Here is a 13,537-nt window from a genome sequence, read left to right as displayed (position 1 = left end):
GCTCACTCACCGAGGCCTTTCAGGGTCACGGTTCCGGTGACGTGGTTGCCGAGCTGGTTCGCGCCGCGGATCGCGACCTCGACGGCGCCGTCCTCCCCGACACTCGCCACGGACCCGGTGAGGGTCATCGTGTCGCCGGGATAGTTCGGCACGCCGAGGCGGATCGCGATCTTCAGGATCCGGGCCTCCGCGCCGGCCCAGTCGGTCACGTAGCGTCCGACGAGTCCGTTGGTGGTGAGGATGTTCATGAAGATGTCGGGGGAGCCCTTCTCGCGGGCTGCCGGGACGTCGTGGTGCACGTCCTGGTAGTCGCGGGAGGCGATGGCGCCGGAGACGATCCGGGTCGGGGTGATCGGGATGATCAGCTCCGGCAACGCCTCCCCGACCTTGGGCAGTGCGCTCATTGATCCTCCTCTATGGGGTGAGCGGCGATGAGCTCGCCGAGGTCGCCGGACCAGGCTTCGGCGGAGCCTCCGTAGAGCTCCCAGTAGCGAGCCCACGCGTGATAGCGGTGCAAGGGATAGGTGACGTCCACGCCAAAACCGCCGTGCAGGTGCTGCGCCGATCCGACGACCCGGCGCGCGCCGTCGGCGGCCCAGACCCTGGCGGTGGCGATCGCGTACCGGGCCCGGGGCGAGCTGATGCCGTTCTCTGCGATCGCGTATACGGCATCCCACAGTGCGGCTTGCATAGCGCGGGAATCGATATAGCGGTCCGCAGCGGACAGGGCCACGCCTTGGAACGTCGCGAGCGGATGCCCGAACTGGACGCGTCCGCCGACGTACTCGGCCGTCATCGCCAACGCCCGCGCTGCGATCCCGCAGAGCGTCGCGGAGGAGAACAGCGCAGCCAGGGCGCGGGCCTCGCCGACCGCGTCGCAGAGCTCCATGACTTCGGCGTCGATGAACTCCAGGACGCCCAACGGCTCGCCGGTGGTCGTCACCTGGTCGCCGACGCGCGCCGTCGACAGGGAGACCAGCGCCAGCACTTCCGTATCGTCCTCGCGGAGCGCCGGGACGAGCACCAGGTCGGAGCTGAGGGGGTACGGCACCAGTTGCGTGATCCCGTTGAGCCGCTGACCGGTCAGCCGCAATGGCGCGGTGATCGTCGAGGGATGCTCGGCGAGCGCCGCGGTGATGACCAGTTCCCCCGACAGCACGGCCGGCAAGTGCTTCTCATCGATGACCGAGACCGCGACGAACGTCTCCACCAGAGGCAGCCGCGCGAGTGCGGCTCCGGCATCGGACAGCAAGCGCACCATGCCCGGCAATCCAGTACCGCCGCCACCCACGCTCGCCGGAAGTACTGCGGCGAGCAGTCCGGTGTCAGCCAATATCCGCCATAGGCGACGGTCATGCTCATCGGATACCGCTTCGTTGCTATAAGCCGGACTTCGTGTGGTCTCTATGTCGAGATCCTTAAAGACCTCGCTAGAGAGTTCTCCTATGGCTTCCAGCGCGTCGTCCACCGGCTGGTCCACAACGGTCACGGCGCCCCACCTTCTTGAGCGGGTCCGGCGAAAACGAGTCCATCCTCGAAGACGAGACTCAGTGGCATCTCTATACGCAGGTCCTCGTTGGCGATACCGCGAGTCCCACAGACAATGCGCGGCCGTGCGTCGCTGTCTTCCATATCCAGGTCGATGAGGACGACCGCGTAGGGACCCTCTTCCCAGGGCGGCAGCGGGTGATGGCAGATCGTGTAGCTGTGCAGGACGGCGTGACCGGTCGCCTTCACCGTCGTCCAGTCGAGGGATTGGCAGTCCGGACACATGGGAGAGGGAGGATGCCGAAGCGATCCACAGGCTGTGCACTTCTGGATGAGCACGTCGCCCTTCGCGACGCCCTCCCAGTAGTAGGCGTTGTCGCGGCCGGTGACCGGAAGCGGGCGCGTCATGCCGCCGGCTCCTTGGGCTTGAACCACAGCGTCCGGAACAGCATCTCGCCGAGCAGTTCGCCGCGCTGGTCGCGGTACTCCGTGACCGACGTCAGGAAGTAGCCCTCACCGAGCGCCGTCTTCTTACGCGGGGACACGGAGTCCAACCGCGAGGTGGCGTACAGATGGTCTCCGATAGTGAGGTAGCGGTGATAGGTCTGCTCGCAGTCGGTCGCCACCACGGCCCGGTAGCCCGCCTCGACCAGCATGGCCTGGGCCCGGGTGGTCCCGTCCTCGAACCCGCGCATCCGCAGCCCGGGCATCGTCCAGGCCTGCAACGACGCCGGCGGTGCGACCACGTCGGGGTGCCCTGCCGCGCGCGCCGCCGCCGCGTCGGTGTAGATCGGCAGGTCGTCGCCCATCGCGTCGCACCAGTGCCGGATCATCGGCTGGTTCACCGGGTCCCAGGCCGGGACCGGCTCGGACGGCGGGTCGGCTATGTGGGCGGACACTGTCTCGTACAGCGGATCGGTCTCCACAGTTCTCCCTATCTCCGCACCCTGGGCATCGCCAGCCCGGTCATCGCGATGATCTCCCGCTGGATCTCGTTGGCGCCGCCGCCGAAGGTGTTGGTCACCGCCCAGCGGTAGAGGTATTCGAGGTCGCCGGCCAGAAGCGCGCCGGGGGATCCCGTCTTCAGGATTCCTCCTGCGCCGAGTACCTGGATCAACTCCGCTAGCGCCTCTATATGCGTTTCCGTACCGTGCACCTTCGCTGCGGACGCATCTGCGGGGGACAGGTGGCCACCGGTCTGGTCCTTCTGCAGTGCGGCGACCATCTGGCCGTTGAGAAGCCGTAGACCACTGATGCGGATATAGGCGCGCGCCATAGTGGTCTTCACCCAGGGCAGATCTATGACCCGTTTCCCGTCTGCGGCAGGTGTCTCCATGGCCCAGCTCTGCACCTTCGCGAACGAGCGGATCACTCCCTGCGCGACCGCAGCCAGTGCCACCCGCTCGTGGTTCAGCTGGGTGGTGATCAGCTTCCAGCCCGCGTTCTCCGCGCCGACCCGCATCGTGACCGGGACACGGACGTCGCGGTAGTACGTGGCGGTCGTGTAGTGCGAGGCGATGGTGTGGATCTTCGTCGCCTCGAACCCGGGATCCTTGGTGTCGACCAGCAGGATGGAAATGCCCTTGTGCTTCGGCGCGTCCGGATCGGTCCGGCAGGCGAGCCAGACGTACTCCGCTGAGTCTCCGTGCGTCGTGAAGATCTTCTGTCCGTTGACCGCATAAGCGCTGCCGTCCTCGGTGAGCACAGCGCGTGTGGTCAGACTCGCCAAGTCCGTGCCGGCGCCGGGCTCGGAGTAGCCGGCCGCGACGTCGATCTCCCCGGCGAGGATCCCCGGTAGCAGCAAGTCCTTCTGTTCCTGCGTACCGAAACGCATAAGCGTTGGGCCCACAGTGTTGAGCGCCACCAGAGGCATCGGGCAGCCGGCGCGCGCCGCCTCGTCGAAGAAGATGAACTGCTCGACCGGCGTCAGACCGCGGCCGCCGTATTCCTGCGGCCATCCCACGCCGAGCCAGCCATCCGCGCCGAGCTTCCGGTGCAGGGTGCGGGCCGTGTCCGTGGCGGTGTCGGGCAGGCGCAGATCGCGGTGGACCTCCTCGGTGACCAGTGCGGCGAAATACGTCCGCAGCTCGGCTCGCAGGGCTCGTTGGGCCGGGGTGTAGGCCAGGTGTTCCGGTGGCTGCATACGGCGGCGTCTCCCGCGGTCGGCGTGATCGGCTGGACGTGCGAGTGCTGAAGGTGCTGCTCCGCGCCCGACCGGCCGTGCGCGGCGGCCCCGCCGGCGATCTGAGCACTCGTCAGATTAGAACACGTTCTACTGGAAGGCCACACCGGGTTAGGGTGGCGTCATGGACCGTCTGAGCGGACCCGGCGAACCCTTCGACGTGATCGTCCTGGCCGGCGGCGGCGCGCGCCGGCTCGGCGGGACGGACAAACCCGCCCTCGAGATCGGCGGGGTCAGCCTGCTCGACCGGGTGCTGGCGGCCTGCGAGGGCGCCGCGTCGGTGGCGGTCGTGGGCCCGCCCAGGCCGGTGGCCAGGCAGGTCGTGTTCACCCGCGAGTTCCCTCCCGGCGGCGGTCCGGTACCGGCTTTGGCCGCGGGGATGACGGTCGGCTCGGCCGAGCTGGTCGCGGTCTTCGCCGCCGACATGCCGTTGCTCGATGAGGAGGCCGTCACGGTTCTGCGGCGCTCGCTGACCGCCGACGCAGTGTTCTTCACCGACGAGCGGGGCAAGGACCAACCACTTGCCGCGATATACCGGCGTAACACGCTCGCGGCAGCATTGGACGCGCTACCCGAACTCCGGGGCGCGCGCCTGTTCTCCGTCGTCGAAGGGCTGGACGCGACCCGGATCCCGGACACGCGGGGTGTGACCGCGGACTGCGACACGTGGGAGGCCGTTCACGCCGCCCGCGCGCTGATCGCGACACGACCCGCCGCGAAGGCGAAGATGGGGGATATGGACGACAAGAAGCTGCTCGCCGACTGGTGCGCCGCCGCCGCCGCCGAACTCGGGCTGACCGGGCACGAACTCGCCGAGTCCGATCTGGACGCGATCCTCGGCCTGGCCGGGGTCGCCGCCCACAACGTGCTGCGACCGGCGGCGCCGCTGACCACGTTCCTGGCCGGCTACGCGGTCGGGCTGCGCAGCTCGGCCGGCGGCGGGCGCGGCGCGCTCGACGGGCCGATCGCGAAGCTCAGTGCCCTGGCTCAGGCCTGGGACCCGGCTGCCGACGGCCCGGCCGGTACCGGTCACGGCGGCGCGGCGAGTGGGACGGTCGGCGGCTCGGTGGCTGCCAGCCCGACAGCCGTGCGGGACGCTACTACCGGCGCTGCGGCCAGCGCCAAGAGCAGCAGCGGCACCAGTGGCGACCGGGCGGCCGACGCAGCGGGATCCGGCGGACAGTGAGCACGTCCTGGGCCGAGGCCCGCAAGATCGCCGGCGCTGCGGCGATCCCCCTGCCGGTCACCCGGGTCCCGCTCGCCCAAGCCCGCGGGACGGTCCTCGCCGAGTCGCTGTCCGCGCTGGTGGACCTGCCGCCGTTCGCGACCTCTGCGATGGACGGCTGGGCGGTGGCCGGTCCGGGACCTTGGCGGGTCACCGGCCGGGTGCTGGCCGGCCAGGAGGCGACGCGGCTCGGCGACGGCGAGGCGGTGGAGATCGCCACCGGTGCTCGGATGCCCTCCGGGGCGGAGGCGGTCCTGCGGCGCGAACGGGGATACGTCGACGCCCACAGCCGACTCCACGTCGGCGAGAAAGGCGACGACCAGGACGGCCCCAACCACGGCGCTTCGGCCGCGGCCACGACTGCCGCCGCACCGCAGCGTTTTTACGCCGCCGTCACGAGCGGCACCACCGCCACCCGCACCCCGCGCGGCGCCGAGCTGGGACTGCCGATAGGAGCAGACATCCGGCCGCAGGGCCAGGAGTCGCGCCGCGGCGAGACGCTGCTGTCCGCCGGGACCCGCGTGACCCCCGCGGTCCTGGGACTGGCCGCCGCCGCGGGCTACGACGACCTGCCGGTCCACGAGCGTCCCCGGGTCGCGCTGGTCGTCATAGGCGACGAGCTGGCCGGGTCGGGGCTGCCGGACGGCGCCCGGATCCGCGACGCGCTCGGGCCGATGTTCACCGCCTGGCTCGACGCGCTCGGGGTCGAGGTGACCGTGAGCCGGGTCGCCGACGATCCCCGGGAGCTGCTCGCGGTCGTCGCCTCCTCCCCGGCCGACCTGGTGATCACCACCGGCGGGACGGCGCGCGGGCCGGTGGACCACGTGCACCGGGTGCTCGCCGAGCTCGGCGCGCGGCTGCTCATCGACGGCGTCTCGGTGCGGCCGGGGCACCCGATGCTGCTCGCGCAGTACGGCGGCACCCGGCAGCACCGCCGGTTCGTCGCCGGCCTCCCCGGCAACCCGCTGGCCGCCGTCGCCGGCTTCGTCACTGTCGTGCGGCCGCTGCTGCGCCGGCTGGCAGGACTCGCGGACACGTCACACTTCCTGCCGCTCGGGGATGCCGTCCCCACCCATCCGACCGACACTCGACTCGTGCCCGTCTCCGTCACCGAAGCCTCCGCGGTCCCCCTGCGGTTCACCGGCCCGGCGATGCTGCGCGGACTGGCGCTGGCCGACGGACTGGCCGTCGTACCTCCGGGAGGAGGGGTGGTCGCCCTCGGCGCCGGGCAGCGGGTGGAGGTGCTGACGGTCTGAGCGAGCACACCACGTACGCAGCCCCGTTCCGCCCCACGATCGTGCTGCCGCGCGCGGTCCCGGGCCCGCTGCGGGCGGTCCTCAAGCGGGTGCTGCTGGCGCTGGGCATCCTGGTGCTCTCAGCGGTCATCGTCTACCTGGGACGGGACGGCTACCGCGACTCCTCCGGCAAGCCGATCGGCTGGCTCACCAGCTTCTACTACGCCACGGTGACCCTGTCGACGACCGGCTACGGCGACGTGGTGCCGGTCAGCGACTCGGCCCGGCTGATCAGCACCCTGTTCGTGACGCCGCTGCGCGTGCTGTTCCTGCTGGTGTTGGTCGGCACCACCCTGGAAGTGCTCACCGAGCGCACCCGCAACGAATGGCGGCAGGAGAGGTGGAGGTCGAAGGTGCGGGATCACACGGTCGTGGTCGGGTACGGCACCAAGGGCAGCTCGGCGGTGCAGACCCTGCTCAAGCACGGCACCACGCCGGAGTCGATCGTGGTCGTTGACACCGATCCGGCGCGGATCGCCGAGGCCAACCGGCGCGGTCTGGTCGGCATCGTCGGCGACGGCAGCCGCAGCGAGGTGCTCGAGCGCGCCGAGATCAGCAAGGCCCGGCATGTAGTGATCAGCGCCGAGCGCGACGACACGGCGGTGCTGACCACGCTCACGGTGCGCCGTCTCACCCGCCGCGCCACGGTGGTCGCCTCGGTCCGCGAGGCCGAGAACGCGCCGCTGCTGCGCGAGAGCGGCGCCTCCTCAGTGGTCACCAGCTCCGACACCGCCGGGCAGCTGTTGGGCATGGCCACCATCAGCCCGAAGGTCAGCCAGGTCGTGCACGACCTGCTGTCCCACGGCGAGGGTCTGGAGCTGCTGGAGCGGCCCGCCGACACCGGAGATGTCGACAAGGACCCCAGGGCGCTGAAGGAGCCGGTCCTGGCGGTGATCCGCGGGTCGCGGACCATGCGCTTCGACGACGTGGCGATCGGCACGATCCAGCTGACCGACCGGCTGGTGGTGGTGCGCTCGGTGCACAACCGGCGCACCGACCCGGGACGGCGTTAGGGAAGGCGTTAGGGCACCGGGCTGATCAGGCTGACCCCCGCCGGTCGGCAGCGGGGGTCAGCCTGTGACAGGGGTCTGACGCGCTCAGAGGAGGCCTGAGCCGCGCCGGCGCCGCCCTCGGGTCCCCAGCCACCAGATCGTCCCGGCCGTGGCCAGGGCGAGCCCGAGGGCCGTCCCGGACACCGCGGGCTTGGCGGCCAGCTCGCCGACCCGGGAGCGCAGCGCCACCGGCTTGTCGAAGACCAGGATCGGCCACTCGCGGGCCGTGGCCTCCTTGCGCAGGGTGCGGTCGGGGTTGACGGCGTACGGGTGGCCGACGGACTCCAGCATCGGGACGTCCGTCGCCGAGTCGCTGTAGGCGAAGGACCGGGTCAGGTCGTAGCCGCGCTCGGCGGCCAGCTCCACGATCGCCTTCGCCTTGTTCTCGGCGTAGGCGTAGAACTCGATCTCGCCGCTGTACTTGCCGTCCTCGCCGACCGCCATCCGCGTGCCGATCGCCAGGTCCGCGCCGAGCATCTCGGCGATCGGCTCGACCACCTCCGAGCCGGAGGTGGAGACGATCACCACGTCGCGCCCCGCGGCCTTGTGCTCGGCGATCAGCGCCGCGGCCTCGGAGTAGATCAACGGGTCGATCAGGTCGTGCAGGGTCTCGGCGACTATCTCCTTGACCTGTTCGACGTCCCAGCCGGTGGCCATGGCCGACAGGAACTGCCGCATCCGCTCCATCTGGTCGTGGTCCGCACCGCCCGCCAGGTACACGAACTGCGCGTACGCCGTCCGCAGCACGGTGCGCCGGTTGATCAGGCCGCCGTTGTAGAACGACCGGCCGAAGGCCAGGGTCGAGGACTTGGCGATGATCGTCTTGTCCAGGTCGAAGAAGGCCGCCGGACGGCCCGCGCCATCCGCACGTGCGTCCGCATGCTCATCCACACAATCGAGGATAGCGTCGTTGGTAGGTCCTACGCCGGGACCGCTTGAGTTGCGCCCTCAGTGACGGCTTTGAAGCGCAGTTGCGCCCGGTCCAGGGCACCTCTTCAGTCATTCGGCGTAATGGATGAGGGCAGGGTTTGCATTCTGCGAGCCTCGGGTACACCATGGAAGTCACGGATCGTTCGCGACCGTGCTACCACGGCCCGGCTCCTCCCCCCCGAGCCTGGTCGTGGAGAAGACCCCCGCTCTCCCCCCCGGCGGGGGTCTTCACTTTTCCCACTTCGGCGCCCCGCCCGCCTCCGGGCGGTCCGGTCAGCGCGCCCCCGGATCGTGAGGACTGCCGGTTCGCCGCACCGCCGAGCAGCCGCTCCCCGCGCACCTCCGCCGCCGTTTCGGGCGCGGTTCTCTCACAGTTCCCTCACAGAACCACCCGCGCCGCGGCACAGTTCCGACAACCGACGTTCGGATATTTCGTGGTCTGGTTTTTCGCTGCCTGAGAAATCTATAAGTTCGCGCACGAACTAAGACGCCGCATCCAATAACCGCGTAGCCACTCGGCCAAACGGGGGATAGCCGTTATCCCCAACCCCGGTTTATCCACAAGTGCTTCCACTCCTCCTGGCGCACTCTGCGATTCCTCGGCGACCGTGGGTCCGTGCCCCGCCGACCGAAGGCGGGCCCCGATCCCAGGGAGCCGCCATGCGAGACCTCACGCAGCATCCCGTCCCCGGTCGGCCGGGCCGCCCCCGCAGGCCGGACCCCGCTCCGCCGCCGGGCCGCGGACCGGCGCCGGCCGCCGCCCCGCTGGCCGTGACCGCCGATCCGGCGCTGGCCGACGCGCTGCTGCGGGTCGCCGCCGAGGCCGGGGTGCGGATCGAGATCGTGCCCGGTCCCAGCGCCGCGCGCCATCGCTGGTCGGCCGCGCCGCTGGTGCTGATCGGCGTGGACCAGACCGGCGAGGTGGCGCGCGCCGGACTGCCGCACCGGCCCGACGTGGCGCTGATCGGCCGCGACCTGGACGACGCCTCGGTCTGGCAGCGCGGGAGCGCCGTGGGCGCCGCGCACGTGCTGATCCTGCCCGACTGCGAACGCTGGCTGGCCGGCATGCTCGCCGAGGCCGACAGCCCGCGCGAGGAGCCCGGAGCGGTGGTCGCGGTCCTGTCCGGGCGCGGCGGCGCCGGCGGCTCGACCCTGGCCGCCGCGCTGGCCCTGGCCGGGGTGCGCCGCGGCCTGCGCAGCACCCTGGTGGATCTGGACCCCGCCGGCGGCGGCATCGACCTGCTCTTCGGGTTGGAGACCGAGCCGGGACCGCGCTGGTCGGAGCTGGCGCAGTGGCGCGACGGGCGGCTGTCCGGCCGCTCGCTGCGGGACGCGCTGCCGACTTACGCCGCGCACTCCCGGCACGGCCTGGCCGCCGGCCTCGGCCTGGCCGAAGAGGGTGCGGACCGGCTCCCGGTCCTGGCCTGGCCACGGGCCCGGCCCGGCGAGGACGACGGACCCGGTTGGCTCGGCGCCCGGCCCACGGTCGCTGAGGACCCCTGGTACGACAGCGGCGCGCCGGCCGATCCGGGAAAGGCGGACCCGTGGCTCCCCCAGGACTCCGCACCCTCCGGCGGCGACATTGCCGCCGGATCCGCGAATCCCTTGTACGGCGCGGGATCTCCGGACATCGCCGAGGATCTGTGGTCTGGCGGCGGTTCGTCGCGACGGCAGGAAACCGTCGGACCGCGGACCGGCGGAGGCCGGTTCAATGCTGACGGCTCATCAGCGGAATCACTTTCCCGGACCCGCCTGATCGCGCTGGAAAACTCTGATTCAGAGGTATCGACGGAAGTCGACGACGGCTCCCGGGATCGCGACCGGGTCGCCGACGCGGCGCGGGCGACAGCCCGGCCGCAGCACGGTCTGCCGATTCTCACCTACCCGCACACCCGCGCCGACCTACCGCTGCCGGCGGTCGCCGCCGAGCCGGTGCGCGCCGTGCTCACCGCCTTGGCCCAGGCCGGCGATCTGGTCGTGGTGGACCTGCCGCGGTCCCTCGACGAGGCGGCGACCGAGGCGCTGGCGTTGGCGAACGTGACGCTCATGCTGGTCCCGGCCGAGGTCCGGGCCTCAGCGGCGGCCTCGCAGCTGGCCGCGGCGGTCCGGCTGGTCTCGCCGGACCTGCGGGTCGTGGTGCGGCTGCCGGCGCCCGGCGGGCTGGAACCGCTCGACATAACGGATGTCATGGGCGGGCTGCCGCTGGCCGGGGTGATCGGCGCCGACCGCCGGCTCTCGGCCGCCGCCGAGCACGGCGAACCGCCGGGATCCAGCGCCCGGGGCACGGTGTCCGCGTTCTGCCGGACCTTCCTGGACGACCTGTTCGGCGTGGCGTCGGGACGGCGCTCCGAGTCCCGGGCGGCAGCATGAACGCGCTCTCGTCGTCGCCGATGTCCATGCCCTCTCCCATGTCGTCGCCCTCCCCGATGTCGTCGCCCTCCCCGCTGTCTCCGGTCCCGCTGCCGGGAGCGGAGCGGCTGCGGCTCAACGCAGCACTCGTGGATCGGGTCCGGACCCGGCTGGCGACCCCGCCGGTCCGGGTCGACATGCAGGCGATCCTCGCCGCGCTGCGGGCCGAGGGCTGCATGCTCGACGGCCGCGATCTGCGCGCTGCGGCGTACCAGGTCCGCTCCGAACTCACCGGCGCCGGCGTGCTGGACCGCTATCTGGCCGATCCGGAGGTCACCGACGTCCTGGTCAACGCGCCGGACTCGGTGTGGATCGAACGCGCCGGGACGTTGAGCCGCGCCGACGTGCGCTTTCCGGACGAGGCGGCGGTGCGGCGGCTCGCGCAGCGGCTGGCCGCCCACGCCGGACGCCGGCTCGACGACGCGGCGCCGTGCGTCGACGGGATCCTGCCCGACGGCGCGCGGCTGCACGCGGTGCTGCCTCCGATCGCCGCGCGGGGAACGCTGATCTCCCTGCGCGTCCCACCACGGCGGGCGTTCACCGTGGACCAGCTCACCGCCGGCGGACTGACCACCGAGCACGGCGCGCGCCTGCTGCGAGCCGTCGCCTCAGAGAAGGTGTCCTATCTGGTCACCGGCGGGACCGGCAGCGGCAAGACGACGCTGCTCGGCGCGCTGCTCGGTCTGGTGCCGGGCGACGAGCGGATCGTCATCACCGAGGAATGCACCGAGGTGGTCGTCGACCATCCCCATGTGGCGCGGCTGCAATGCCGGATCGCCAATCAGGAGAACCGCGGCGCGGTGAACCTGCGGACGCTGGTACGGCAGGCGCTGCGGATGCGGCCGGACCGGGTGGTGGTCGGCGAGGTGCGCGGGCCCGAGGTGTTGGAACTCCTGGCAGCTATGAACACCGGGCACGACGGATGCGCGGCGACGATGCACGCCAACGGGGTCGAGGACGTCGTGGCCCGCGTCGAAGCCCTCGCCGCCCCGGCCGGGATGGAGCGCAGCGCGCTGCATGCACAGCTGAACTCCGCGGTGCAGGTGGTCGTCCATCTGGTGCGAGATAAGGGGAAACGGCGGCTCGCCTCGATCGGCGTCATCGACCGCGGGTTCGGGGAGACCGAGGTCCTGCCCGCCGTGGACTTCGATGACACGGGCAAGGCGACCTATGGTCCCGGTTCGGACCGTCTCAGCTTCCTGTTGGGCTTCGAGGTCCGGGAGAGCACCGACGAAGCCCCGAAAGCGAAGCCGCCGCCGCCTCGGCTTCCCGTCGACGATCTGGAGAAGTTGGCTGGTTGGGAGGAAGCGCTGGCCGTCGCCGATCGTCTGCTGCCGGTCCTCAAGAACGCGGCAAACGGTGGCGACAGTCACGTCGACGAGCCCTTCGTCGCGGACTACGGCCCTTCACCAACGCGTCGAGGAGGCCACCGATGAACTCCGCATTGGCCGGGCTGCTGGCCGCTTCGGCAGTGCTGGCCTTCCCTGGTCCGGGCGCGCGCCGACGCCTGGAGACCGCGGTGCTCGGCGCTCCTCGCGGCCCGAAATGGCGGCTGCGGATGGCTGGCGCGTGGCCGACGGTGTTGTCGGCGATCGCGTTGGGCGTGCTGAGTGCTCTGTTGGCCCGGTCGATGGTGCTGGCCTTTCTGGTGCCGTTCGGCGCGTGGCGGGCGTATCGGGCTTGGACGGCGCATACCGCGCGATTGGCTGTCGAGCGCAGGCAGACCGAGATCATCGAGCTCTGCGTCACCATCTGTTCGGAGCTGCATGCCGGACGGGAGGCGCGCGAGGCTTTGCGCGACGCTGCCGTCGGCGCGTGCCCGGATCTGGCGGTGCACTTGGTCGGACCGCTCGGTACCGGGGACGACGTGGTGACCGTGCTGCGTACGGCTGCCGGGACGCCTGGCCGTGAAGCGCTCGCCGCGCTGGCTGCGTGTTGGCAGGTCGCTGAGGGCGGCGCGGGGATGACCGCGGCGATCGGGGAACTGTCCGACGGACTGCGGGCCGAGCGGGCCCAGCGCCGGGAGTTGGACGCCGAGCTCGCCGGGATCCGTACCTCGGCGCGGTTGCTGGCGATGCTGCCGGTGGTGGGGTTGATCATCGGTTCCGGCATGGGACTCTCGCCGATTCCGATGCTGCTGCACACCGGCGTCGGCGAGACATGTCTGGTGCTGGGAATCGCGTTCGTGCTCGGCGGCGTGATGTGGATGGATCGGATCGCGCGGTCGGCGGAGGCGCTGTCATGAGCGTCCTCGGTGTCGCGTTCACCGGAGTCGTGGCTGGAGTGTCCGCGGGCTTGTCGGTGCTGTGCTGGCCGCCCCGGCAGCAGGGACACCCCGCACGCCGATTGGCTTTTCTGGCAACGCGAAACACGACTGCAGACCACACACGCTCGCGACCGTGGTCGGCGTTTCTCAAACGTTTGAGAAACAATCCCTGGAGCACGGCCCGCCACCAGAGGCAGCACAGCGAGGCGACGGCGCGCATATCCCCCGTCGCCGCGGATCTGCTCGCCGCGTGTCTGGCTTCCGGCGCCGATCCACTGCGCGCCGCCGAAGTGGTGGCGTACTGCCTGCGACCGCCGGGGCGGCTGGGCACGCTCGGCGAACGGGCCGCAGCCGAGATGGCAGACCGCTTCCAGGAGGTCGCGCACCTGCTGCGACTTGGCGGCAACCCGATCACCACCTGGCGCGTGGTCGCCGCCGAACCCGGCCTGCGCCCGGTCGCCGAAGCCATCGGCCGCGCCGGACTGTCCGGTGCCCCGCCGGTCGCCTCGATCCGTGCCTGCGCAACGGATCTGCGCAAGGAGCGGCATGCCGCGAGCACCGCCGCCGCGCGCCGTGCCGGGGTCCGCGGCGTGGCACCGCTGGCCGGCTGCTTCCTGCCCGCCTTCGTGCTGATCGGGGTCACGCCGATCGTCCTGGGCCTGGCCCACCACCTGCTCTGACCGGAAGGAA

Annotated in this window: 13 protein-coding genes; 7 read left to right on the top strand and 6 right to left on the bottom strand. The window is 71.3% G+C overall.

Annotated features, from left to right (window positions below; genetic code table 11):
• Positions 1-2: 2 nt before the first annotated feature.
• Genes CACI_RS00320 through CACI_RS00300 form a run of 5 tightly spaced genes read right to left on the bottom strand, consistent with a single transcriptional unit; the run spans position 3 to position 3,631 of the window.
• Positions 3-404 carry a MaoC family dehydratase gene (locus CACI_RS00320; RefSeq protein ID WP_012784312.1) on the bottom strand — a complete coding sequence of 134 codons (402 nt, stop codon included), beginning with the start codon at positions 402-404 and terminating at the stop codon, positions 3-5.
• Positions 401-1,489 (bottom strand): acyl-CoA dehydrogenase family protein, encoded by a 1,089-nt coding sequence (locus tag CACI_RS00315; protein WP_143765105.1) that lies wholly within the window; start codon positions 1,487-1,489, stop codon positions 401-403. The genes CACI_RS00320 and CACI_RS00315 overlap by 4 nt, the downstream gene beginning before the upstream one ends.
• Entirely contained in the window at positions 1,486-1,896 is a 411-nt protein-coding gene (locus CACI_RS44835; RefSeq protein WP_012784310.1) for a Zn-ribbon domain-containing OB-fold protein, read from the bottom strand. The genes CACI_RS00315 and CACI_RS44835 overlap by 4 nt, the downstream gene beginning before the upstream one ends.
• Positions 1,893-2,414: an FAS1-like dehydratase domain-containing protein gene (locus tag CACI_RS00305; RefSeq protein WP_012784309.1), complete on the bottom strand. Its 522-nt coding sequence runs from the start codon at positions 2,412-2,414 to the stop codon at positions 1,893-1,895. The genes CACI_RS44835 and CACI_RS00305 overlap by 4 nt, the downstream gene beginning before the upstream one ends.
• A gap of 8 nt (positions 2,415-2,422) precedes the next feature.
• Positions 2,423-3,631, bottom strand: coding sequence for an acyl-CoA dehydrogenase family protein (locus tag CACI_RS00300; RefSeq protein WP_012784308.1), 1,209 nt, complete (start codon positions 3,629-3,631; stop codon positions 2,423-2,425).
• A 163-nt stretch (positions 3,632-3,794) separates the two neighbouring features.
• Here CACI_RS00300 and CACI_RS00295 point away from each other — a divergent pair, with 163 nt between their 5' ends.
• Genes CACI_RS00295 through CACI_RS00285 form a run of 3 tightly spaced genes read left to right on the top strand, consistent with a single transcriptional unit; the run spans position 3,795 to position 7,203 of the window.
• A complete protein-coding gene (locus CACI_RS00295) occupies positions 3,795-4,856 on the top strand; it encodes an NTP transferase domain-containing protein (protein WP_012784307.1) in 1,062 nt (353 codons plus the stop codon).
• Complete coding sequence (locus tag CACI_RS00290) at positions 4,853-6,151, top strand: molybdopterin molybdotransferase MoeA (RefSeq protein WP_012784306.1); 1,299 nt, start codon at positions 4,853-4,855, stop codon at positions 6,149-6,151. The genes CACI_RS00295 and CACI_RS00290 overlap by 4 nt, the downstream gene beginning before the upstream one ends.
• A 41-nt stretch (positions 6,152-6,192) precedes the next feature.
• Complete coding sequence (locus CACI_RS00285) at positions 6,193-7,203, top strand: potassium channel family protein (RefSeq protein WP_012784305.1); 1,011 nt, start codon at positions 6,193-6,195, stop codon at positions 7,201-7,203.
• Between the two features lie 84 nt (positions 7,204-7,287).
• On the opposite strand, the gene CACI_RS00280 is transcribed toward CACI_RS00285, so the two are convergent.
• Positions 7,288-8,133: an HAD family hydrolase gene (locus CACI_RS00280; protein ID WP_012784304.1), complete on the bottom strand. Its 846-nt coding sequence runs from the start codon at positions 8,131-8,133 to the stop codon at positions 7,288-7,290.
• Positions 8,134-8,832: 699 nt separating this feature from the next.
• Here CACI_RS00280 and ssd point away from each other — a divergent pair.
• From ssd to CACI_RS00255, 4 genes are all read left to right on the top strand, one after another.
• The gene (ssd, locus tag CACI_RS44830; RefSeq protein ID WP_012784303.1) at positions 8,833-10,542 is read left to right on the top strand and encodes a septum site-determining protein Ssd; all 1,710 of its coding nucleotides are present in this window, start codon (positions 8,833-8,835) and stop codon (positions 10,540-10,542) included.
• 38 nt (positions 10,543-10,580) lie between these two features.
• Positions 10,581-12,017: a TadA family conjugal transfer-associated ATPase gene (locus CACI_RS00265; protein WP_223297418.1), complete on the top strand. Its 1,437-nt coding sequence runs from the start codon at positions 10,581-10,583 to the stop codon at positions 12,015-12,017.
• Entirely contained in the window at positions 12,014-12,826 is an 813-nt protein-coding gene (locus CACI_RS00260; protein ID WP_012784301.1) for a type II secretion system F family protein, read from the top strand. Before CACI_RS00265 ends, CACI_RS00260 begins: the two co-directional genes overlap by 4 nt.
• 176 nt (positions 12,827-13,002) lie before the next feature.
• The gene (locus tag CACI_RS00255) at positions 13,003-13,527 is read left to right on the top strand and encodes a type II secretion system F family protein (protein ID WP_063643511.1); all 525 of its coding nucleotides are present in this window, start codon (positions 13,003-13,005) and stop codon (positions 13,525-13,527) included.
• The last annotated feature ends 10 nt before the right edge of the window (positions 13,528-13,537 follow it).

It is taken from the genome of Catenulispora acidiphila DSM 44928, from assembly GCF_000024025.1.
GTDB classification, from domain to species: Bacteria; Actinomycetota; Actinomycetes; order Streptomycetales; family Catenulisporaceae; genus Catenulispora; species Catenulispora acidiphila.
This window is presented reverse-complemented; position numbering and strand designations above follow the sequence as displayed.